This is a genomic window from Stenotrophomonas sp. SAU14A_NAIMI4_8 (assembly GCF_003086695.1).
In the GTDB taxonomy this organism is placed as follows: domain Bacteria; phylum Pseudomonadota; class Gammaproteobacteria; order Xanthomonadales; family Xanthomonadaceae; genus Stenotrophomonas.
Map to the genome: position 1 here is coordinate 1,542,107 of NZ_CP025999.1, position 22,332 is coordinate 1,564,438.

The window sequence follows — 22,332 nt, forward strand, 5'->3', positions numbered from 1 at the left end:
TAACCCGTCGCCTCAGGGCGGCGCAGAACGTCCCTGAGTTACCACCCCTGGAGAACTGTTTGATGAAGTTGCGTTCTATCGCGGTCGCCGTCGCGGCCCTGGCCCTGACGGGCAATGCCTTCGCCCAGGACGTCTCGTCCGAAAAGGGCAAGCTGAGCTACTACTTCGGTTACGACTACGGCAACAACCTGGCAGAGCTGACCGCCCGCGGTGAGCAGCTGGACATCAACTCGGTGGTGAAGGGTCTGCAGGACGCCTACGCCAAGAAGCAGCCGGCGATCACCGCCGACCAGCTGAAGCCGGCCGTTGAAGCTTTCCAGAAGCGCGAGCAGGGCCGTGCCCAGGCTGCCAAGGCCGAGTACGAAAAGGCTGCTGCCGAAAACAAGACCAAGAGCGACCAGTTCGTTGCGGCCAACAAGGCCAAGGCGGGCGTGCAGTCGCTGCCGAGCGGTGTGCAGTACCGCGTGATCGAAGCCGGCAAGGGCGCCAAGCCGACCCAGGCCAGCACCGTGCAGCTGGAAGTGGCCGGTCCGTACCCGTTCGGCCAGCGTCCGACCGAAGCGCGTCCGGCTCAGCAGATTCCGTCGATCAAGGTCAGCGAAGTCGAAATGAAGGCCATGCGCGAGACCCTGCTGCAGATGCCGGCAGGCTCGAAGTGGGAAATCACCCTGCCGCCGGACCAGGCGTACGGCGCCGACCCGCGTACCGGCTTCCCGCCGAACGTGGCGGTGCAGTTCGAAGTGAAGCTGGTCAGCGTCAAGTAAATCGAAGTAGTGAACCGAACGCGCCGGTGGCTTCCACCGGCGCGTTTTCATTTGTGCGCCACACGGTGGCCGACGCCGCCCCAAACATGGCCATTCGCGCTACTGTTGCAGGGGTGCAATCTATGGAAGAAACGTCGCGTGTTGTCGCAAGCCCCTGCATCGGCGTGTGCAAGCTGGACCTGGCCCGGCACTGTACCGGCTGCGGGCGCACCCTCGATGAAATCGCGCGGTGGTCGTCGATGAGCGACACCGAACGCGACCACGTGCTGCATCGGCTGCTGCCGCTGCGCGAACAACTGCAGCACTCCCTGCGGGGTTCGCTGGCCGACCACGAACGCCTGCTGCGTGCGCTGCACCCGCTGGCCGAGCCGCCGCAGGGCGATGGCTGGAACCGCAGCGAACTGATCGACCTGCTGCCGCCGGGCCCGGCGGTGGAGGCGGCCGTGCTGGCCGGCATCGTGCCGCGTGCCAATGGCGCGCAGGTGATCCTGACCCGCCGCACCGAAACCCTGCGCCAGCATGGCGGCCAGGTCGGTTTTCCCGGTGGGCGCACCGAACCGGATGACCGCGACGCACTGGCAGCTGCGCTGCGCGAAAGCCAGGAAGAGATCGCGCTGGCGCCCACCCAGGTGCAGGCGCTGGGCTACCTGGACCCGTTCGTGACCATTACCGGTTATCGGGTCACCCCGGTGGTGGCGGTGATCGATCCGGACTTCGTGCCGGTGGCACAGCCCAGCGAAGTGGCCGAAGTATTCGAAGTGCCGCTGGATTACCTGATGGCGCCGGACAACCTGCACCAGGTCGAAATCAACCATCGTGGGCGCGTGCGCCACGTGCTGGAATATGGCTGGCCCGGGCAACGGATCTGGGGCGCCACGGCCGCCATCCTCTACAACCTGCGCCGCCGCCTGGAGCAAGTGACATGACGCCGAACGACACGACGTGGACCACCCTGGTCGATGTGCCCCGCCTGGCCGCTGCACTGGGCGAATCCATCCGCGTGGTCGATGCCCGCGCCACTGCCAGCACCGCCGTGCGCGTGGTCGATGCGCGCGCATCGCTGGCCGACCCGCAGGCCGGGGCAGGGCAGTACGCCGCCGGCCATATTCCCGGTGCGGTGTACGCCGATCTGAACCACGATCTGTCCGACCTGGGCCGCAGCGGCCACGGCCGCCACCCACTGCCGGACAGCGATGCCTTTGCCGCAACGCTGGGGCAGTGGGGCATCACCCCCGAAACCCAGGTGGTGGTGTACGACGGCAGCGATGGCAGCATGGCCGCCGCGCGCCTGTGGTGGCTGCTTCGCTTGATCGGGCACAGCCGCGTGGCCGTGCTCGACGGCGGCATGGCGGCCTGGCTTGCAGCCGGCCAGCCGGTGGTGACCGGCCGCAGCGAGGTCGTCGCCCAGCCGCCCTATCCGGGCCGCTTCGACAGCACCCAGGTGGCCAGCGCTGATGAGATCGCCGCACGCCTGAAGCACGCCCCCGGCTGGCTGGTGGACGCCCGTGCCGGCGAGCGCTTCCGCGGTGAAGTGGAGCCCTTGGATCCGGTGGCCGGGCATGTGCCCGGAGCGGTCAACCGCCCCTTCGCCCTGAACGTGGCCGACGGTCGCCTGCGCGATGCGCAGGAACTGCGCGCCGAACTGCAGAGCGTGATCGGCAACCAGGACCCGCAGCGGGTGGTGCTGATGTGCGGCTCGGGCGTGACCGCCTGCCACCTGCTGCTGGCGATGGAAAGCGCCGGTCTGAGCGGCGCGCGCCTTTACGCCGATTCCTGGAGCGGCTGGGTAAGCGACAGCAGCCGCCCGGTCGCCACCGGCGCGTAACGGCACGGGGTCGGATCCGTTTCCCGGCGGGAAACGGCTCTGACCCCATTGGTTGGAATCCGTGTGAAGCGCAGTCGAGCAACGCTCGACTCTACAACCGCATTCTTCAAACGATTCGACCCCCAATAAGGGGTCAGAGCCCGTTGCGTAGCAACGGGATCTGACCCCGTGCCGTTCCGACAGCACGCGGGAAACTGTCGAAGGCGAGGTGGACCCACCTCGCCATTCCACGGAAAGCCCGCTTTTGACGTTGCCGTTGCCGTTGCCTCGGCAGGTGCAGGGCGCAGCCCTGCCGATCACCCCACCGGTTGCAGCGGCACCTTCGCCAGCACCCGTGCCCAGGGGAACAACGGGCCGGGATCGCGCTTGCGCGCCACCGTCAGCGTTGGATCATCGCTGGCCGGTACCTGTTCCAGGTCCAGCTGGTCATGCCCGGCAATCTGCCGCAGCGACGGATAGCGCGCCACCAGCGCCTGCAGCAGGGCCTCCAGCGCCTGCAGCTGCGCCTCGGTATACGGCTCGTCCATCGCCTGGTGACGGCTGTCGAACCAGTCCGGGTAACGCCCGGTGTTGACCAGTTCGATGCCCACCGTGTCCGCGTTCATGCCGCGCACGTGGTGGGCGATGCGTTCGGGCGCCACGTACTGCACCACGCTGCCGTCGCGATCGATGTAGAAATGGCCGCTGTTGCCGGCGCCACTGTCATACAGCACGCGCTCACCATACTCGCGGGCCATGGCCAGGTCCGGCAGTTCGGTGCAGTGGATGACCACCATGCGCAGGCTGGCCGGGTCACGCAGGGGCAGGCGGTCGTGGTAGGGCAGCGGCTGCAGCTGCAGGCCGGGCAGGAGCGGGTTGGGCATGCGGCGATGCTAGCATTGCACGATGAACCTGCCTTCCCGATCGACCTCGAACCGCTTCGCGGGCGTGTGCGCATGAGCCGCGGCCACTGCATCCTGTCCCACGGCTTCGAGAGCGGCCCGGAGGCGACCAAGGTCACCGCGCTGGCCGAAGTCGCCCAGCGCCTGGGCTGGTCCCACGAGCGCCCCGACTACACCGACCTGGACGCCATGAGCGAGGTCAGCCGCGTGGGCGACGTACGTACCCGCCTGCAGCGCCTGGTGGAACGGGCCGCCGCGGCCGCCGGGCAGGGGCCGGTGGTACTGGCCGGCTCCAGCCTGGGCGCCTACATCTCCGCCATCGCCTCGCTGCAGGTGCCGGTGGCCGGCCTGTTCCTGATGGTGCCGCCCACCACCATGGGCCCGATGCCGGCGCTGGACGCCGCCGCCGTGCCGACCAGTGTGGTCCAGGCCTGGCACGATGACGTGGTGCCGGCCGCCGGGGTGATCGCTTGGGCGCAGGCGCGCTCGGCGCAGCTGCTGCTGGTGGACGATGGCCACCGCCTGGAACAGCACGTGGAGGCCTCCGCACAGGCCTTCGAGCGCCTGCTGCGGCAGCTGTGAAGCCCGGGCGCACGGCGCGCCCGCCCGCATTGACTACAATGACAGCCCCGCCGCCCCCGGCGCGGGCCTGCTGGCCGTTTCCGCGGCCCTCCCTTCCGAAAGGCCTGGCGCTCGCGCCGCGCCCGTCCACCTGCGAACCGATCCCGTGAAATTCTTCGTCTCCTGCGCCAAGGGCCTGGAATACCTGCTTGCCGACGAACTGTCGGCCCTGGGCCTTGGCAAGGCCACCGCCACCATCGCCGGCGTCAACGCCGAAGGCGAGCTGGCGCAGGCCCTGCGTATCGTGATGTGGTCGCGCCTGGCCAGCCGCGTGCTGTGGCCGATCGACGAGTTCGACTGCCCGGACGAGCAGGCGCTGTATGACGGCGTGCGCGCCCTGCCGTGGCACGAGCACATCAAGCCGGAGATGACCCTGGCGGTGGACGCGCACGTGTCCGGCGACAAGATCACCCATGCGCGCTTTGCCGCGCAGCGGATCAAGGACGCCATCGTCGACCGCATGCGCGATGAAGGCCTGGAACGGCCGTCGGTGAACACCGATCTGCCCGATGTGCGCGTGAACCTGTCGCTGCGCAAGGGCCGTGCGTCGCTGTCGATCGATCTGGGCGGTGGCCCGCTGCACCGCCGTGGCTGGCGCGGTGCCGCCCACGAGGCACCGCTGAAGGAAAACCTGGCTGCCGCGCTGCTGCTGCGCGCGCAGTGGCCGCGCCTGCACGCCGCCGGCGGTGGCCTGCTGGACCCGATGTGCGGCAGCGGCACCCTGCTGATCGAAGGCGCGCTGATGGCCGCCGACGTCGCCCCCGGCCTGATGCGCCACGGCAGCCTGCCGCCCAGCCGTTGGCTGGGCTTCGACAAGGCCGCCTGGAAGGCGATCCAGACCGAAGCACGCGACCGCGAAGCGGCCGGCCTGGCCGCCTTGAAGCCGGTCATCCACGGCAGTGACATCGACCCGGTAGCGATCCAGGCCGCGCGCGAGAACGCCGAAGTGGCCGGCGTGGCCCATGCCATCCGCTTCACCCGTGCCGACGTGGCCGATCTTGCCGCGCCGGAACAGGAGATCGGCGCGGTGGTCTGCAACCCGCCGTACGACGAGCGCCTGGCCGCCGACCCGGCCCTGTACCGCGCGCTGGGCAACGCCCTGCAGAAGGCGGTGCCGCAGTGGCGTGCCAGCCTGTTGTGTGGCAACGATGAACTGGCCTTCGCCACCGGCCTGCGTGCGTCCAAGAAGTACCAGATGTTCAACGGTGCGCTGGAATGCGCGCTGATCGTCTGCGACCCGATTGCCGTACCGGGCCGTGACCCGGCGCACCCGCGCGAGCTGAGCGAAGGCGCGCAGATGGTGGCCAACCGCCTGCGCAAGAACCTGAAGAAATTCAAGAGCTGGCGCGCGCGCGAGGACATCACCTGCTTCCGCGCCTACGATGCCGACCTGCCCGAATACGCGGCCGCCATCGACGTCTATGAAGAAGACGGTGGCCAGCGCCGCACCTTCCTGCATGTGCAGGAATATGCGGCACCGGCGGCCATTCCGGAAAACGACGTGCGCCGCCGCCGCAACGAACTGCTGGCCGCCGCGCGCGAGGTGTTCGGCGTGCCGCCGGAACAGGTGTCGATGAAGTCGCGCGAGCGCGGCAAGGGCGGCAGCAAGTACGGCCGTTTCGAGCAGCGCGATGAGTTCATCGTGGTGCGCGAAAACAACGCGCTGCTGCAGGTGAACCTGTTCGATTACCTCGATACCGGCCTGTTCCTGGACCACCGCCCGCTGCGCCGCATGATGGCCGAGCAGGTGCGTGGCAAGCGCTTCCTCAACCTGTTCTGCTACACCGGCGTGGCCAGCGTGCAGGCGGCGGTGGCCGGTGCGGCCAGCACCACCAGCGTCGACCTGTCGGCCACCTATCTGCAGTGGTGCTACGACAACCTGGCGCTGAACGGGCAGGGCGGCAACCAGCACCTGCTGGTTCAGGCCGATGCCATGGCCTGGCTGGAAGGCGATCGCGGCCAGTACGACGTGATCTTCTGTGACCCGCCGACGTTCTCCAACTCGGCCCGCGCCGATGACTTCGACGTGCAGCGCGAGCAGTTGAAGCTGCTGCGCGCGGCCGTGGCGCGGCTGGCGCCGGGCGGCGTGCTGTACTTCTCCAACAACTTCCGCCGCTTCAAGCTGGAAGAGAACGCCATCGCCGAATTCGCCCGGTGCCGCGAGATCACCGCGCGCACGATTGGTCCGGACTTCGAGCGCAACGCACGCATCCACCGTGCGTGGGAATTGAAGCGGGTGGGGTGAAGCCCCGCCGGGCCACGCCCGGCGTGCGGGATCCTGGTAGATCCACGCCATGCGTGGATGGCGCCGTCTCTGGGGGACTCTGGGGTCAGAGCCCCTGCGCTGCGCGCAGGGGATCCGACCCCGGTAGATCCACGCCACGCGTGGATGACGCCGTCTATGGGGTCAGAGCCCCTGCGCTGCGCGCAGGGGATCCGACCCTGGTAGATCCACGCCATGCGTGGATGACGCTGTCTCTGGGGTCAGAGCCCCTGCGCTGCGCGCAGGGGATCCGACCCCGGGCGCGGTTACAGCAGCGCCACCAGCAGGCCCAGCAGCGGCAGGGCGATGGCCAGCGGTGCGATCCACTGCGGGCGGTACGGGTACAGGCCGAAGGCCAGCGGTACGCCGGCCAGGGTCAGCGCACCCAGCCACAGCACCGGGCCCATCGCCCAGCCGTGGTCGACCACGCACAGGGCGAAGGCCACCCCCAGCAGCGCCCAGCCCAGCACGCGCCATTGCGTGCGCCGTGCCGGGGCCGCCGCGGCCTTGCCATGCAGGTCCTGCTGGTGTTTTTCCATCGCCAGCGACAGCGCGGTGAACGCAGCGAACGACAGCGTCAGGGCCAGCAGCATCATGCGCCAGCCTCCGCTCCTGCGGGCGCCGCAACCGACGCCTTGGCCGCTGCCGCCGCCGCGCGCTTCTTCTTCTCGGCCGCGCTCAACGGCGGCGTCCAGCGCTGCATGCGCCAGCCGCACAGGGCCAGCATCGCGCCGAAGGCAAGCATCGACAGATCGAAGCCGGCCAGCACCCAGTCACCGCTGCGCAGGGTCACGCCCAGGTGCGCGTGGGTGGTCAGGGCATTGACCACCGGCAGCAGCGCGAACAACGCTGCACCCAGGTACAGCTGCCAGGCCCACATCATCCGCTTGGGCCAGATGAAGGCCGCCAGCAGTGCCGCGCCCCAGGCGTAGAAGAACACGTTGGCTTCGGCGCTGGAGCGTTCGGCCAGGTCCAGCGGCAGCAAGCGGTTGCCCCAGAAGTACGCAGCGAAGGCAATCGGCAGGCCGGCCACCGCGCCGATGTTCAGCGCATCGACCAGGCGCAGGCCGAAGCCGATGCGGCCACTCTTGGCATGCTTGGGCCGTTCCTTCACCGCCCACAGCACCACGCCGCTGGCCACCATCAGGCAGCCGGTCAGACCGGACAGGAAGAACAGGGCACGCAGGCCCCAATCTGCAAAGCGCGCCAGGTGCAGGCCGTACAGCACGCCGCGGGTGGCGGTGGCACCGCCGGAGGGCGGGCTTTCCTGCAGCAGCGTGCCGTTGACCATGTCGTAGCGCAGCGACGGGGTGTCGATGGACAGGCGCTTGCCATCACGCTGGCGGATGTCGATCACCGCATTGCCCGCACCGGGGTTGGAAATGGTGAAGCCGGCCACTTCCACGCCATGCCAGTGCGCGCGGGCGCTGTCGAGCAGGCGCGCGATGGCCACCGGCGCGGCCTTGCCCTGGGCCGGCTCGCTCACCTCGGCCATGCCGCCGAAGGCTTCGGCGAAGAACTTGTCCTCATCCTGCGGGTAGGCCACCTTCACCCCCCACGGCAGGTACATGATCATCAACGTGACGATGCCGGTGTAGGTGATCATGGCGTGGTACGGCAGCGCCATCACCGCGCTCACGTTGTGGAAATCCAGCCACGAGCGCAGGCCCTTGTCCTTGCGGAAGGTGAAGAAGTCCTTGAAGATTTTCTTGTGGGTGATCACCCCGGTGATGATCGCCACCAGCATGAACATGGCGCAGAAGCCGACCAGGTAGCGCGCCCAGTACACCGGGATGTAGTGCAGGTCGAAATGCAGGCGGTAGAAGAAGTCACCGCCGCGGGTTTCGCGCGCCTTCAGTTCGTTGCCGGTGTTGGGGTCCAGGGTGGCATCGCCGAACGCGCCGCGACGGCCCTTGGTCGGGTCGGCCTGGTCGGCAGGCACGCGCCAGAAGGTGCTCATGGCCGGGTTGCGCGGCTGCGGCAGCGTTACGTACCACATCTCGGCATTGCCGGCGTTGGCCTGCAGGTAGTCGACCGCGCGCTGCGCGGCCACGTCGGTGCTGACCCGCGCGCTGGGCAGTTCCGGGCGCATCCAGCGGCTGATTTCTTCGCGGTAATAGCTGGCGGTGCCGGCCATGAAGATCAGCAGCAGCAGCCAGCCCACCAGCAGGCCGGTCCAGGTGTGCAGCCAGGCCATCGATTGGCGGAATCCGTTCTTCATGCCCAGGCCCCCAGCAGGCGCGCGATCGCGGCCATCAGCAGGGTGGGCAGGAGGATGCCGACCCAGGCGCGCAGCGCACTGCGCGTGGCAAATGCCCACAGCGCGGCGCAGGCGGCCATCAGGATGCCCAGCATCATCCCGGTCAGCACGGTCTGCCCGCGCGCGCCGGGCAGGGCGACCACGCAGAACACACTGGTGACCGACCCCAGCGCGTAGCCGCCGAAGATGGCGGCCAGCGAACGGGACAGCACGCCCCAGCGTGGGCTGGCGAAGAAGGTGCTGAGGCGGGAGCTGGCAATAGCGGGCGAGCGATCCACGGCAATCCTGCAGGTTGGTTGAAAGAAGGCCGGCGCACCGAAGTGCGCCGGGGGGCCATCCCTGGCCGGGTGCCGGTCGCAGAACCGGCACCATCCATCAGGTCATCAGAGCTTCCAGCGCAGGGTCATGGTGACATTGCGCGGTTCGCCCCAGTACACGCCGTTGTAGAAACCGACGTTGTTGTAATACTTCTTGTCCAGCAGGTTGTTGACGTTCACCTGCGCACTGAAGTTCTCGTTGAAGCGGTAGCCACCGCCCAGGTTCAGCAGGTAGAACGCGTCCTGGGTGATGCGTGCGCTCTGGGTGCCACCGGTGGCGACCGGCCGGGCGCTGTTGTTCCAGATGCTGCTCTGCCAGGTCACGCCACCGCCCAGCCAGTAGCGGCTGTCGGCACCGCCGGGGCGCCAGCTGGCGTTGAGGCGGAAGGTGTCCTGCGGGGTGGTGGTCCGCTGCAGCACGCCGGCGGCGTTGCGGATCTTGGTATGGGCGAAGCCCGCCGATACGTTCCACTGCTCGCCGATGCTGCCCTGGGTTTCGATTTCCCAGCCCTTCACCTTGTTGCCCTGGCCAGTGGAGCGGTAGGCCTGGCCGCCATCGGGCAGCGAGTTCAGCGGCACCGAATCATCGATCTCGGCCACGTTGTCCTGCTTGCCTTCAAACACTGCGGCCGAGGCATTGAGCAGGCCGCCGAAGAACTCGGCCTTCACGCCGGCTTCGTACATGTCGCCGACCACCGGCTCCAGGTAGTTGCCGTTGCGGTCGCGGTAGTTCTGCGGCTTGAAGATGTCGGTGTAGCTGACATAGCCGCTGAAGATGTCGTTGAAGTCGTAGACCAGGCCGGCGTACGGGGTCAGGGTGTCATCGGGCTTGTAGCCGGTGCGGGTGGTGCGGTTGCGGTTGCCGTTGGCATCGTAGCCGTAGGCCCACTGGCGCGTTTCCCAGCTGCCGTAGCGGGCGCCGACCACGGCCAGCAGCGGGTCGGCCAGGCGCAGGCGCGCGGCCACGTAGGCGGCGCGCTGGCGCAGTTCGTTTTCCGAGGCCAGGCGGCCGTAGCGGGTGACCGGCAGCACCGGCACGTCGCCGGTCCAGTGGCGCCAGTCGGCGACCTGCATGTAGCCCGGTGCGCTGGTATCGAACGAGGTCGCCTCCGATTCGCCCTTGCGCACCGCCTGGCCCAGGCCGAACACCAGTTCATGCTCGCGCCCGAACAGCTGGAACGGGCCGCCGACGTTCACGTCGAACACGTCCATGGTGCTGTGTTCGTTGAAGTGCGAGACATAGGCGGTCACGCCGGTGCCGTCCGGGCGCGGATTGCCGGCCGCGCCGTACCAGACGCTGCCGTCGGTATCGCGCACGGCATGGGTCACGTTGCCCTTCAGCGACCAGCCATTGCCCAGCTGCTGTTCCAGGCGGGCGAAGGTGGTCTTTTCCACCATCGGCCAGCTGCTCCACGACGCCGACAGATTGGTCGAGCGCGGCAGGTTGGCCGGGTTGCCATCGGCGCCCCAGTACGGCACCACGCCCCAGGTCACACCGGTGGTGCGCGGCGACTGGTATTCGTAGCCCAGTTCAAACAGGGTGCTGTCGGTCAGGTCGGCCTGCACGATGCCGTAGAACACGTCCTTGTCGAGCTTGTAGACATCGCGGAACGAATCGCTCTGCTGCTTGGCGGCGACCACGCGTGCACGGATGCGGCCGTCCCAGGCGATCGGGCCGCCCAGGTCGACTTCCATGCGCTGGTTGCCCCAGCGGCCCAGGATCAGGTTGGCGCCCATCTGCACGGTATCGGTCGGGCGCTTGCGCACCATGCTGATGGTGCCCGACGGATCGCCGGCGCCGGTGGTCAGGCCGGTGGCGCCACGGATCACTTCGATGCGCTCGTAGATCACGTTGTCGGTGTTGGTCTTGATCGAGCCACCGAAGGTGTTGAGCATGCCATCGATCTGGAAGTTCTCGATGGTGTAACCGCGCGAGACATAGTTGATGCGCTCGCTGTCAGTGACCGACACAGTGACGCCGGTCACCTGGCCCATCACATCGGACAGCGAGAACAGGCCCATGTCGTCCAGGCGCTGGCGGGTGATGACCGTGACCGACTGCGGCGTCTCGCGCAGCGACAGGTCCAGCTTGGTCGCACTGCGCGTGTTCTTCACCGTGTAGCTGTTCTGGATTTCGCCATCGGCGGTCACCTTCACCGTGTCCAGCGTGCGCGCATCGGCGTCGGCCGGCACATCGGCATGGGCCAGCGGCGCGCAGAGCAGCATGGCCAGCGCCAGCGCCAATGGGGAAACAACGGGAACGTTCGGTTTGGACATGCAGTGCGATTCCATGCAGGAGAAAAACATCAGCGATGGAATCCATGCGTGCGGGCGCCCGCGCGGAATCGCGCGACCCGAGGCATCTCCCATCGCCACGCGCTGACGGCCAGGGCCGTCGGCGCACGAGGAGCCGGGGATGTACACGGGCGGAAGCGCAGTGGGGGGCGCCAGGTGGCTGAGCGTACAACCGATCAGTAAATGATAGGCATTCGCATTTCGTTAATCAAGTGTGTACGCGCGCGCTGTGGCGTGGCCGCGCTTCAGCGTGAAGCGCAGCTGCGGGTGACGTCGTCGTTGAGCTGGCGCGCGGGCGTGCGCGAGCCGAACCACTCGGCCAGCTCGCGGCGCGTGCGGGCCTTGTCGCAGGCTTCGGCATTGCTGGCCGCCTCGATCACCGTGCCGGTCACCGGTGCGGCACCACGGCCGGCATTGGCCTGCAGTTCACGCCGGGCAACGCGCAGCTCGCGGTCCACGCGCTCGGCCTCCTGCCAGCTCAGTTTCGGATCACGCACGATCGGGCGGGTCACCCCGGTATCCTGCCCAGCCGGGCAGGGCGTGCTCTGGTAGATGGTGCGGCCACCGTCGTTGCACTTGTACACGCGCTGCGCGCACGCCTCACCGGCCGCCAGCAGCAGCGGCAGCAGAACCAACATCCTTTGCATGGATCCCCCCGTGGGCCACCCTGGCCCACATGGCGCGGGAGCATACGGAGTGTGACCCCCGTCGCGCAATACGCCTGCGCCTTTTGCCAGAAATGGGGGCAGAGCCCGTTGCTGCGCAACGGGATCCGACCCCGGCAGGCCCCAGGAAACGGTCAAAGGCGGGGCGGTGTGGGTGGGCAGGACCGCAGGCGCCATGGATGGCGCCTACGAGCCCCCATGGACGGGTTTACGGCGTGTCCTGCCCACCCACACCGCCCCGCATCCCCGGGAGAGCCTGCGTTTGACGTTGATGTTGCCGTTGCATTGAGCGGGTACAGGGCGCAGCCCTGTCGCCCTCCCTCAGAACCGGAATACCACTGTGGCGGCATGCAGCAGCAGCCCGATCAGCCCGCCCACCAGGGTGCCGTTGAACCGGATGAACTGCAGGTCGCGGCCCACGCTCAGTTCCAGCTGTCCCACCAGGTGGCGCTCGTCCCAGCCCTTCACCGTCTGCGCGATGTGGCTGGTCACCCCTTCGCGCAGGCGCCCGGTCAAGCGCTGCGCACCTTCCAGCAGATGCTGGTTCAGCGCATCGCGCAGGGCCGGGTCGGCCTGCAGGGTCTGCCCCAGCGAGGCCAGGCTGCGCTGCAGATGCCCCACCAGCGCCGAATCCTCGCGCTGCAGGTCGGCGCGCAGCGTGGCGTGGATGCGCGACCACAGGCCCTGCACGTACTCCTGCAGGGCAGGGTGGTCGATCATTTCCTGCTTCAGCTGTTCGATGCGCTCGGCCAGCGCCGGATCATCGCGCAGGCGCTGCACGTAGTTCTGCAGCCAGGTCTCGTAATCCTGGCGCAGCGGATGCTGCGGCTCGGCCAGTACCTGCTGCAGTTCCTCCAGTACGGCCCTCGCCAACCGCTCGGCCAGGCTGTCGCCGATCTCGTCGATCGGCTTCACCCAGTTCACCGTGCTGGACAGCGTGGGCCACTCGCGCTGGATGTAGCGCACGATCAGCTGCGAGGCGCGTTCTTTCACCTCTGGCTGTTCCAGCCAGCGGCCTAACCGCTGCAGCCCTTCGTCCAGCACGCGCTGGTGGCGGCCATCGGCAGTCAGCAGGGCCAGCAGTTCGCCGGCGGTGGCCGCCGCGTTCCACTGCCGCAGCTGCTGCACCACGAATCCATGCAGCTGCCGGCGCACCGCGCCTTCATCGAAGAAATCCAGCGCCTGCAGGGCCCAGCCGCGGGCCATGTCGGCCAGCATGCGCGCGCGTTCGGGTTCGGCCAGCCAACTGCCCAGGCGGCTGGCCGGGTCGAACACCTGCAGGCGGGCCAGCAGCACGCCCGGTTCCAGGAACTGGTCGCGCACGAACAGCGCCAGGCTGTCACCGATGCGTTCCTTGCTGCGCGGAATGATGGCGGTATGCGGAATGGGCAGCCCCATTGGCCGCCGGAACAGCGCGACCACCGCGAACCAGTCGGCCAGCGCGCCCACCGCGGCCGCTTCGCAGAAGGCCGACACCCAGGCCCAGATGCCCCGTTCACCCTGCCAGTGGCTGACCGCGAAACCGGCCAGCATCAGCAGCAGCAGGCCCAGGGCCAGGGCTTTCAGGCGCCGCAGCTGGGCGCGGCGCGGATCGATGGCAGACGTCATGGCCGCAGTCTAACCGGCACCGGATGACGCCAACGCAACGGTGGCGCCGGGCAGGCCCCGGCGCCAGCCGGTTACAGGGCTTCCAGCTGCTTTCGCAGCGCGGCCAGCTGCGCGCGCAGGGTGTCGTTCTCGCGGGTCAGCGCCACCACCCGGCGGCGCAGGGCCGGCGCGTCTTCGCCCAGCTGCTCCAGCGCCGACAGCACCTCGGCATCGCGGCTGGCAACCTCGTCGTCGCTGGGCTCTTCAAAATCCATCTCGGCCGGTTCGGGCTTCGGCGCGCGCGGCTTGCGCTTGGATTCGCGCACGCGCTTGGCGGCCTGCTTCAGCTCGTCCTTGCCACCGGCCGCAGCCGCGCGCTGCTCTTCTTCCGGCAGGTCGGCCACGGCGGCGGCCGCGCTGATCGAAATCACCCCGGCCTTCACCGCCTCCACCACTTCAGCCGCGGCCTGGGCGTGGATGCGCTCGATCATGCCCACCTGGCTGGTGCTCAGCTTGGCTTCGCGGGCCAGCTCGGCGCGGCTGACCTTCGGTGCCGGTTCCCACGGCGGGCTGTCTTCGCCCGTGTCATCGGCCGGCTCGGCGGTGCCATCGCTTTCGCGCTGCAGCTGCGCCTGTTCCACCTGCTTGCGTGCGGACAGGATGTCACGCTTGCGCAGGGCCAGCACGCCGCGCTGGAAGTCGGACACGCTGCGGCGGCCCAGGTGCTGCTCGATCATCCACAGGTGTACGTCTTCCATGCTCTGGAAGCGGGTGTTCTGCACGGTGTTGAACGGCAGGCCGTGCTTCTGGCAGATGCCGAAACGGTTGTGGCCATCCACCAGCACATCGCCCCACAGCACCAGCGCATCGCGGCAGCCTTCGGCCAGGATGCTGCGCTCCAGCGCGTCGTGTTCATCGGCGGTAAGCGGGTCGATGTAGGCCTTCAGTTCTTCTTTGACGACGATGTCCATGGGCACGGCAACAGGCAGGAGCGGAACCGACCATTGTACCCGCTCGCCCGGGCCGGCCCCGGCTCAGGCGGTGGCCCGGATCATCTCGCCCAGGATGGCGGTGATCTGGTCGATCTGCGGCTTGTCCACGATCAGCGGCGGCGACAGCGCGATGATGTCGCCGGTGCAGCGCACCAGCAGCCGGCCATCGTGGAAGCAGCGCCGGAACACCTCGTAGCCACGGCTGCCGGGGGCATCGCGGCGCGGCGCCAGCTCCACCGCACCGACCAGGCCGAAGTTGCGGATGTCGATCACGTTGGGCAGGCCCTGCAGCGCGTGCAGGCGTTCCTGCCAGTACTCGCCCAGCTCGATGGCGCGTTCGAACAGCCGTTCTTCGGCGTAGATGTCCAGCGTAGCCAGGGCCGCTGCACAGGCCAGCGGGTGGCCCGAATACGTATAGCCGTGGAACAGTTCGATGGCCTGCGCAGGTCCCTGCATGAAGCTGGCATGCACCGTATCGCTGACCAGCACCCCGCCCAGCGGCACGGCGCCGTTGCTGGCGCCCTTGGCGAAGGTCAGCAGGTCCGGGGTGACCCCGAAGCGCTGTGCCGCGAAGGGCATGCCGACCCGCCCAAAGCCGGTGATCACTTCGTCGAACACCAGCAGGATGCCGTGCTGGTCGCAGATCTCGCGCAGCCGCTGCAGGTAGCCGGGGGCGGGCAGGATCACCCCGGCCGAGCCGGCCACCGGCTCGACGAACACCGCGGCAATGGTGGACGGGTCGTGCAGGGCGACCAGCCGTTCCAGGTCATCGGCCAGTTCGGCGCCCTGCCGCGGCAGGCCCTTGCTGAAGGCGTTGCGCTCCAGGTCCAGGGTGTGCCGCAGGTAGTCCACGCCGCCCAGTTGCAGGCCGAACTGTTTGCGGTTGTTGGGCAGTCCGCCCAGCGCCATGCCGCCGAAGCCCACCCCGTGGTAGCCCTTCTCGCGGCTGATGAAGCGGGTGCGCTGGCCTTCGCCGCGCAGGCGGTGGTGGGCCAGCACGATCTTCATCGCGGTATCCACCGCTTCCGAGCCGGAACTGGTCAGGAACACATGGTTCAGGCTGGCCGGGGCCAGTGCGGCCAGGCGCTGGGCCAGGGCGAAGGCCGGTGGCGACCCCATCTGGAAGCCAGGCGCGTAGTCCAGCGTGGCGGCCTGGTCGGCGATGGCCTTGATGATGCCGGGACGGGCGTGGCCGGCGTTGCAGCACCACAGGCCGGCCGTGCCATCCAGGATGCTGCGCCCGTCCACATCTTCGTAGTGCATGCCGGCCGCGCGCACCAGCATGCGTGGCGCACCCTTGTACTGACGGTTGGCGGTGAACGGCATCCAGTACGCATCGAGCGATTCGGGGCGCTGGGTCGCCAGCGCGTGCGGGTCGATCGCGGGATTCTTCATGCCGCCTCCGTCGGGTCCGTTGCGCTGACTGTAGCGCAGCCGGTGGGCGCGATGCCCGCTCACGGGCGGAATGCGGGCGTGGCGGTATAACCGTGGCAGATCTTCACCCGGAACCGGACATGGCCGACTTCCCCGACCGCAGCCATTGGCAGGCACTGGCCGGCCAGCTGACCCTGCCATCGCAGGCCTTCATCGATGGCCGCTACGTGGACGCGGCCAGCGGCGCCCGCTTCGACTGCATCAGCCCCATCGATGGGCGCGTGCTGGGCCAGGTGGCCGACTGTGATGCACACGACGTGGACCGTGCGGTACTGGCCGCGCGCCGCGCGTTCGATGCGGGCCACTGGTCGCAGGCCAGTCCCTCCCATCGCAAGCGCGTGCTGCAGGCGCTTGCCGCGCTGGTGGAACACCATGCCGACGAACTGGCCCTGCTGGAAACCCTGGACATGGGCAAGCCGGTGCGCGATGCGCGGCGCATCGACCTGCCTGGCGTGGTGCGCTGCCTGGCCTGGACGGCCGAGGCGGTGGACAAGCTGTACGGCGGGATAGCGCCCACCGGGCCACACGAGCTGGGCCTGGTCAGTCGCGAGCCTGCCGGTGTGGTGGGCGCCATCGTGCCGTGGAATTTTCCGCTGCTGATGGCCTGCTGGAAGATCGCGCCGGCACTGGCGATGGGCAATTCGGTGGTGCTGAAGCCGTCCGAGCGCTCACCGTTGAGCGCGCTGCGGCTGGCCGCGCTGGCCGCCGAAGCGGGGCTGCCGGACGGTGTGCTGAACGTGCTGCCGGGCCATGGCGAACGCGTGGGCGAACCGCTGGCCCTGCACATGCACGTGGACGTGCTGGCGTTCACCGGCTCCACCGCCACCGGCGCCCGGCTGCTGCAGTACGCCGGGCGTTCCAACCTGAAGCGGGTCTGGCTGGAGTGCGGTGGCAAGAGCCCGCACCTGGTGTTCGCCGATGCACCGGATCTGGATGCCGCAGCCAAGGGTGTGGCACAGGGCATCTTCTTCAACCAGGGTGAAGTCTGCACGGCCGGATCGCGCCTGTTGGTGGAGCGCTCGATCCGTGACGATTTCGTGCACCAGGTGCTGGCGTACGCGCGGCACATGCAACCTCGGCACCCGCTGGAAGCGGACGCGCCGATGGGCGCGCTGGTGGATGCGGCGCACGTGGAAAAAGTGTTGGCCGATATCGCCCGCGCCGAGGCCGACGGCGCGCGCCTGCTGTTGGGCGGGCAACGCGCGCCGGTCGAGGCGGGCGGATGCTACGTGCAGCCCACCGTGTTCGACCAGGTGCGGCCGGAACAGGCGCTGGCCCGCGAAGAAGTGTTCGGACCGGTGCTGGCGGTGCTGGGTTTCGACAGTGAAGCCGAGGCCGTTCGCCTGGCCAATGACAGCCGTTATGGACTGGCCGCGGGACTGTGGACGCGCGATCTGGGCCGCGCCCACCGCGTGGCCCGCCAGCTGCGCGCGGGCAGCGTGTGGGTGAACGGCTGGGATGGCGGTGACATGACCGCGCCGTTTGGCGGCTACAAGCAATCGGGAAATGGCCGCGACAAATCGCTGCACGCCTTCGACAAGTACAGCGAGATCAAGGCCACCTGGATCCAGTTGTAGCGTCGAGCTTGCTCGACTGCTCTTCGCTTTCTGTAGAGTCGAGCTTGCTCGACTGCTCTTCGCGAACGGCAGTCGAGCAAGCTCGACTCTACAACGGCAAAGCAGTCGAGCAAGCTCGACTCTACGACGGCACGGCAGTCGAGCAGGCTCGACGCTACCGGCAACGTGCGCTGACCACGGCCACGGCGTCACGCAGTGCCTGCCGGTCCACGTCCTTCACCGCGCCCTGGAAATAGGCCATGTCCTGCTTCCCCAGTTCGCACGGATCGATCATGTAGCCCGGCGGCCACAAGCCCAGCAGTTGCGCGACGCCCTGCACGATCTGCTCGGGTGACATCTGTGGGCGCATGTGGAAGTAGTTCCGGCGCGGGGCGAATGCCGCGTGCACTTCGCGGCGACCCAGCAGCCTGGGCGCTACGCCCGCCGCAGTGATGCCATCACCTCCCTCGATGCTGCCGGCTGGCAGGCCCAGCGACAGCGGTGCCATTGTCGGCGCCCCATCAGTCTCCCTGTCGACAGGGCGCGGCGCTGCGGAGGGCAAACGCTGCGGCCTGGCTGGCCGCGCCGTGGATGCGGCAGCAGGTTCAGCGCGCAGCGGCACGGGCGGTGGCAATGCCGGCGCCGCTGGCAGCCAGCGCAGGCTGATGCGTGCTTCATCGGCAGGTGGCGGGTCGATGCGGCCGCTGCGCCACAGCCAGGCACCGAGCAGCGCATGCAGCAGCACCACCAGCAGGCAGGCCACGCCGCGCGGCAGCAGTGGCGAATCGGACCAGCGCAACACCACAACAGGGGCCATCGGCAGCGCATCCATGCAGTAACCGGTGGCGCAGCGTAACGCCCGGTCAGAAAAATTCCGTTGTCTTGGTGTCGGCTGAAACCATCGTCCCGTCAGGCCGTCCGCGCGTGGCAGAATCGGTCGATCCACCTTCCACGCCTCGCCGATGTCCACGCTCTCCACTGCTGCAGCCCCCGTGAATTCGCCCCGCCGTGTGCTGCTGGCCAGCCTGATCGGCACCACCATCGAATTCTTCGATTTCTACATCTATGCCACCGCGGCAGTGCTGGTGTTCCCGCACCTGTTCTTCCCGGAAAGCAGCGACCAGGCGGCCCTGCTGCAGTCGCTGGCGACCTTCGCGGTGGCCTTCATCGCGCGGCCGGTGGGCTCGGCGGTGTTCGGCCACTTCGGCGACCGCATCGGTCGCAAGGCCACGCTGGTGGCGGCGCTGCTGACCATGGGGCTGTCCACTGTCGCAATCGGCCTGCTGCCGACCCATGCGCAGATCGGGCTGTGGGCGCCGGCACTGCTGGCCCTGTGCCGTTTCGGCCAGGGTCTGGGGCTGGGCGGCGAATGGGGCGGGGCGGTGCTGCTGGCCACCGAGAACGCACCGCCGGGCAAGCGCGCCTGGTACGGCATGTTCCCGCAGCTGGGCGCGCCGCTGGGGTTCCTGTTGTCGGCCGGCATCTTCCTGCTGCTCGGGCGCTGGCTCAGCCAGCAGGATTTCCTGCAGTGGGGCTGGCGCATTCCGTTCGTGGCCAGCGCGCTGCTGGTCACCCTGGGGCTGTGGGTGCGGTTGAACATCCACGAGACGCCGGATTTCCAGAAGGCGCTGGATCGCAAGGCGCCGGTGCGCCTGCCGATGTGGACCGTGCTGCGCCACCATGCCGTGCCCATGCTGCTGGGCACGCTGGGCGCCTTCGCCACCTTCGTGCTGTTCTACCTGATGACGGTGTTCAGCCTGGGCCACGGCACCGCGGTGCTGGGCTACAGCCGCGAGCAGTTCCTGCTGATGCAGATGGTGGCCATGCTGTTCTTCGCCATTGGCATCCCGTTGTCGGCGCGCTATGGCGACCGCTGGGGCACGCGCCGCACGATGATCATCGCCAGCGTGCTGATCCTGGGCTTCGGTGTGTTGTTCGCGCCGCTGTTCCAGGCGCACAGCCCGTGGCTGGTGCTCACCTTCCTGTGCCTGGGGCTGTTCCTGATGGGCCTGACCTACGGTCCCTGCGGTACCTTCCTGGCCGAGATCTACCCGGTGGAGGTGCGCTACACCGGCGCCTCGCTGTCGTTCAACCTGGCCGGCATCCTGGGCGCGGCGCCGGCACCGTACCTGGCCACCTGGCTGGCCGAACGTTTCGGCCTGGTCGCAGTGGGCTACTACCTGTGCCTGACCGCGGTGGCCACCCTGTGCGCGCTGGTGGCGCTGCACCGGCGCGGTCGTTGACGGCCGTCAGCCGAAGATGCGCTTGAGCGTGCGGCCCAGCCAACCGCCGCTCTGGTGCTCGCGGGCGAACTGGTTCAAGTGCGCCTTCACCTGCTCGGCATAGGCCTGGTCGTCGCCACGGATGTGGTTGAACAACCAGCGCGAGAGCATGGTGCGCAGCTCGTCGCTGACATCCTCGCCAGCCTGGAAGCGCAACCGGTACTCGGCCACGCGCTTGATGAAGATTTCATGCACGCGCTTGTGCGCCGCGCAGAACGGGTAACCCGCTTCCTCCATCAACTCCTCTTCGAACGCGAAGTGGGACATGGTGTAGTCCACCACCTCGTCGATCACCTCGGCTACCGCCACGCGCTGCAGGCTGGACTGCGCCACGTGCAGGTGGTTGAGCATTTCCACGATGCGACGATGCTGCTGGTCGATCACATCGATGCCCGTGTTCAGATCGTCCTGCCAGAGCAGTAGTGCCATCCGTGCGCCCCCTTCATGCTGATGTCGGGAGCGACTGTAGGCGCGCGCCCAGCGGGCGGCGTTGATCTGGATCAAAGCAAGCCTGTCAGGATAAAGCAGGCTCACGCGCGCGCTGTGGCGGTGCCACCGTGGTGCTGCTGACCCGGTTGCGGCCGCCGGCTTTGGCCAGGTACAGCTGGCGGTCGGCTTCGGAAATCAGCCGGTGCAGCGAATCGCGCTGCGGCTGCAGGCAGCACAGGCCAATGCTGACGGTCATGCGCAGGGTGGCGGTACCGATATCCACTTCCAGCGCGGCGATGCGCTGGCGCAGTTCCTCGAAGTACTGCAGCGCTTCGTCCTGTTCCATGTCCGGCACCAGCAGGCAGAATTCTTCGCCCCCAAAGCGTGCGATCAGGTCCTGGCTGCGCGCGTGGTCGCCCACCGCGCGGGCGACGGCGCGCAGGGCATCGTCGCCGGCTTCGTGGCCGTAGGTATCGTTGATGTGCTTGAAGTGGTCGATGTCGATCATCGCCACCGCCACGCTCTGGCCATGCAACTGCAGCTGCGGCAGCTGGCGCTGGCTCTGTTCCAGGAAGCAGCGGCGGTTGGGCAGGCCGGTGAGGAAATCGCGGGTGGCCAGATCCTGCAGCGTGCCGATCAGTTCCAGCTGGTCCACGTTCTGCGAGACGCGGCAGAAGAATTCTTCGCGCGAGAATGGCTTGCGCAGGAAATCGTTGGCGCCGTTCTTCAGGAAGCGCGGAATCAACGAGGCGTCGGTGTTGCCGGAAATGCCGATCACCGCCACCTTGTCGCGCGAGCGCAGGGTGCGCAGGCGGCGGGTGAATTCCACGCCCTGCATGCCCGGCATTTCCTGGTCCACCACCGCCAGGCGGATGGCCGGATGGGCCTCGATGGCGGCCAGGCCTTCGCTGCCATCGGCCGCTTCGTACACTTCATGGCCGTACATGCGCAGCAGCGCGGCTGCATAACCCCGTGCGGATGGCGAATCGTCCACCACCAGCGCGGCGATGCGCCGGTTGCGCTCCAGCCGCTGTACCAGCCAGACCAGATAATCGATGCTGCCCGGCGTGTTCTTCAGCACATAGTCGATGATCTGCTGCTGCAGCACGCGCTTGCGCAGGTCTTCGTCATACACGCCGCTGACTACCACGGTGGGCAGATCGCGCTTCAGGAAGAACTCGACCACCGCATCGCGGTCACCATCGGCCAGCACCAGTCCGGTCAGCACCAGGAACCAGCCGCCTTCCTCGCTCAGCAGGCGGCCGGCCTCGGCCAGGGTGGATGCCACCACCACAGGCAGCTCCAGGCGCTGTTCGATCGCCTCGCGCAGCATGCCGGTGAACGCACGTGAATTTTCCACCAGCAGGATCCGCTGCGGCAGGGGATCGGCCAGGTCGCCATCGACAACGACCTGCGGCAGGACGGGCATGGTGCGGTGGCTCACGTGGGAGGGCTTGGCCGGGGTAGCGGCCGTTGCAGGCGAAACTTTAGCCTCGGACGGTCAGGGGCAGGTCGGGGCGGCACATGGCTGCGCTGGCCGCGGACCGGTATGCTCGGTGCCGCTACCCGGCCGTCCTGGCCGGGGGCCCTCGGAGTTTCTGGGCACCACCGGTGCCCGCGCCGATGCACACCGGTTGTGCCAGGCGAACGCGGCAGTGCCTGGCCGCCCATCAACATTCAATCCACAAGGGGGTTGCCCGTGCGTTTTTCCCGTATGCGTATCGCAATTGCAGCGGCTGCGCTGCTGTCCACGCCGATGATTGCTGCAGCCGCCTGCTGCCCCAGCGACGGCAATGGTATCCAGCTGGCCAAGAGTGGTCTGGGCGAAGCGCTGCCCGCCGCACTGAACCTGAGCCAGGATCCGGCCTGGCAGGTCTATGGGTTCCAGCGCGATGGCATCACCTATTTCCAGGTGAATGACCTGACCGGTCAGGTGAAGCTGATCGTCGGCACGCTGGACAACGTGTTCTGGACCCTGCCGGCGGGCAAGTCACCGGCGAAGACCTCGCTGCCCTCGCAGCGCCTGGTGATTCCGGCCAACGCGTCGCGCCAGGTGGTGTACCGCCGCGCCGAGTTCTCGCTGGTGGTCTACGGCAAGGGCGCCGATGCGATCTGGTCGGTGGAACTGCCGGGCGAAGGCCAGTAAGCAGCGTGGATGACC

Annotated in this window: 20 protein-coding genes; 8 read left to right on the top strand and 12 right to left on the bottom strand. The window is 68.2% G+C overall.

Annotation, left to right across the window (positions count from 1 at the left end; all coding sequences use genetic code 11):
* Positions 1–62 precede the first annotated feature (62 nt).
* From C1930_RS07100 to C1930_RS07110, 3 genes are all read left to right on the top strand, one after another.
* Positions 63–764: an FKBP-type peptidyl-prolyl cis-trans isomerase N-terminal domain-containing protein gene (locus C1930_RS07100; RefSeq protein WP_108752639.1), complete on the top strand. Its 702-nt coding sequence runs from the start codon at positions 63–65 to the stop codon at positions 762–764.
* Positions 765–886: 122 nt separating this feature from the next.
* A complete protein-coding gene (locus tag C1930_RS07105; RefSeq protein ID WP_108755808.1) occupies positions 887–1,690 on the top strand; it encodes a CoA pyrophosphatase in 804 nt (267 codons plus the stop codon).
* The gene (locus C1930_RS07110) at positions 1,687–2,589 is read left to right on the top strand and encodes a sulfurtransferase (protein ID WP_108755809.1); all 903 of its coding nucleotides are present in this window, start codon (positions 1,687–1,689) and stop codon (positions 2,587–2,589) included. Before C1930_RS07105 ends, C1930_RS07110 begins: the two co-directional genes overlap by 4 nt.
* 296 nt (positions 2,590–2,885) lie before the next feature.
* Here C1930_RS07110 and C1930_RS07115 read toward each other — a convergent pair whose 3' ends face one another.
* Positions 2,886–3,452 carry an N-acetylmuramoyl-L-alanine amidase gene (locus C1930_RS07115; RefSeq protein WP_108771395.1) on the bottom strand — a complete coding sequence of 189 codons (567 nt, stop codon included), beginning with the start codon at positions 3,450–3,452 and terminating at the stop codon, positions 2,886–2,888.
* A gap of 72 nt (positions 3,453–3,524) precedes the next feature.
* Here C1930_RS07115 and C1930_RS07120 point away from each other — a divergent pair, with 72 nt between their 5' ends.
* Positions 3,525–4,052 (top strand): hypothetical protein, encoded by a 528-nt coding sequence (locus C1930_RS07120; protein ID WP_108755811.1) that lies wholly within the window; start codon positions 3,525–3,527, stop codon positions 4,050–4,052.
* Positions 4,053–4,197: 145 nt separating this feature from the next.
* Positions 4,198–6,336: a bifunctional 23S rRNA (guanine(2069)-N(7))-methyltransferase RlmK/23S rRNA (guanine(2445)-N(2))-methyltransferase RlmL gene (gene rlmKL / locus C1930_RS07125; RefSeq protein WP_108771396.1), complete on the top strand. Its 2,139-nt coding sequence runs from the start codon at positions 4,198–4,200 to the stop codon at positions 6,334–6,336.
* Positions 6,337–6,620: 284 nt separating this feature from the next.
* Here the strand turns inward: rlmKL and C1930_RS07130 are convergent, their stop codons facing one another.
* From C1930_RS07130 to C1930_RS07165, 8 genes are all read right to left on the bottom strand, one after another.
* Entirely contained in the window at positions 6,621–6,950 is a 330-nt protein-coding gene (locus C1930_RS07130; protein WP_108755813.1) for a DUF3325 domain-containing protein, read from the bottom strand.
* Positions 6,947–8,575, bottom strand: a complete 1,629-nt coding sequence (locus C1930_RS07135) for a PepSY-associated TM helix domain-containing protein (RefSeq protein WP_108771397.1) — start codon at positions 8,573–8,575, stop codon at positions 6,947–6,949. Before C1930_RS07135 ends, C1930_RS07130 begins: the two co-directional genes overlap by 4 nt.
* Positions 8,572–8,892, bottom strand: a complete 321-nt coding sequence (locus C1930_RS07140; RefSeq protein ID WP_108755815.1) for a DUF3649 domain-containing protein — start codon at positions 8,890–8,892, stop codon at positions 8,572–8,574. The genes C1930_RS07135 and C1930_RS07140 overlap by 4 nt, the downstream gene beginning before the upstream one ends.
* A gap of 105 nt (positions 8,893–8,997) precedes the next feature.
* Positions 8,998–11,208 (bottom strand): TonB-dependent siderophore receptor, encoded by a 2,211-nt coding sequence (locus tag C1930_RS07145; protein ID WP_108757683.1) that lies wholly within the window; start codon positions 11,206–11,208, stop codon positions 8,998–9,000.
* Positions 11,209–11,471: 263 nt separating this feature from the next.
* Positions 11,472–11,864: a DUF4124 domain-containing protein gene (locus C1930_RS07150; RefSeq protein ID WP_159091884.1), complete on the bottom strand. Its 393-nt coding sequence runs from the start codon at positions 11,862–11,864 to the stop codon at positions 11,472–11,474.
* Between the two features lie 348 nt (positions 11,865–12,212).
* Positions 12,213–13,499 (bottom strand): DUF445 family protein, encoded by a 1,287-nt coding sequence (locus C1930_RS07155; RefSeq protein ID WP_108771398.1) that lies wholly within the window; start codon positions 13,497–13,499, stop codon positions 12,213–12,215.
* A gap of 71 nt (positions 13,500–13,570) precedes the next feature.
* Positions 13,571–14,449: a plasmid replication/partition related protein gene (locus C1930_RS07160; RefSeq protein WP_108771399.1), complete on the bottom strand. Its 879-nt coding sequence runs from the start codon at positions 14,447–14,449 to the stop codon at positions 13,571–13,573.
* Between the two features lie 63 nt (positions 14,450–14,512).
* Positions 14,513–15,865 carry an aspartate aminotransferase family protein gene (locus C1930_RS07165; RefSeq protein WP_108771400.1) on the bottom strand — a complete coding sequence of 451 codons (1,353 nt, stop codon included), beginning with the start codon at positions 15,863–15,865 and terminating at the stop codon, positions 14,513–14,515.
* 119 nt (positions 15,866–15,984) lie between these two features.
* Between C1930_RS07165 and C1930_RS07170 the strand changes: the two genes are divergently transcribed.
* Positions 15,985–17,481 carry an aldehyde dehydrogenase gene (locus C1930_RS07170; protein ID WP_108771401.1) on the top strand — a complete coding sequence of 499 codons (1,497 nt, stop codon included), beginning with the start codon at positions 15,985–15,987 and terminating at the stop codon, positions 17,479–17,481.
* A gap of 154 nt (positions 17,482–17,635) precedes the next feature.
* On the opposite strand, the gene C1930_RS07175 is transcribed toward C1930_RS07170, so the two are convergent.
* The gene (locus C1930_RS07175; RefSeq protein ID WP_108755821.1) at positions 17,636–18,292 is read right to left on the bottom strand and encodes a hypothetical protein; all 657 of its coding nucleotides are present in this window, start codon (positions 18,290–18,292) and stop codon (positions 17,636–17,638) included.
* 130 nt (positions 18,293–18,422) lie between these two features.
* On the opposite strand from C1930_RS07175, the gene C1930_RS07180 reads away from it, so the two are divergent.
* Positions 18,423–19,703, top strand: a complete 1,281-nt coding sequence (locus C1930_RS07180; RefSeq protein WP_108755822.1) for an MFS transporter — start codon at positions 18,423–18,425, stop codon at positions 19,701–19,703.
* 6 nt (positions 19,704–19,709) lie between these two features.
* On the opposite strand, the gene C1930_RS07185 is transcribed toward C1930_RS07180, so the two are convergent.
* Positions 19,710–20,171, bottom strand: coding sequence for a bacteriohemerythrin (locus C1930_RS07185; RefSeq protein ID WP_108755823.1), 462 nt, complete (start codon positions 20,169–20,171; stop codon positions 19,710–19,712).
* An 85-nt stretch (positions 20,172–20,256) separates the two neighbouring features.
* Complete coding sequence (locus tag C1930_RS07190) at positions 20,257–21,600, bottom strand: diguanylate cyclase (RefSeq protein WP_108772554.1); 1,344 nt, start codon at positions 21,598–21,600, stop codon at positions 20,257–20,259.
* 285 nt (positions 21,601–21,885) lie between these two features.
* Here C1930_RS07190 and C1930_RS07195 point away from each other — a divergent pair, with 285 nt between their 5' ends.
* Entirely contained in the window at positions 21,886–22,317 is a 432-nt protein-coding gene (locus tag C1930_RS07195; RefSeq protein ID WP_108749131.1) for a hypothetical protein, read from the top strand.
* Positions 22,318–22,332: the final 15 nt, after the last annotated feature.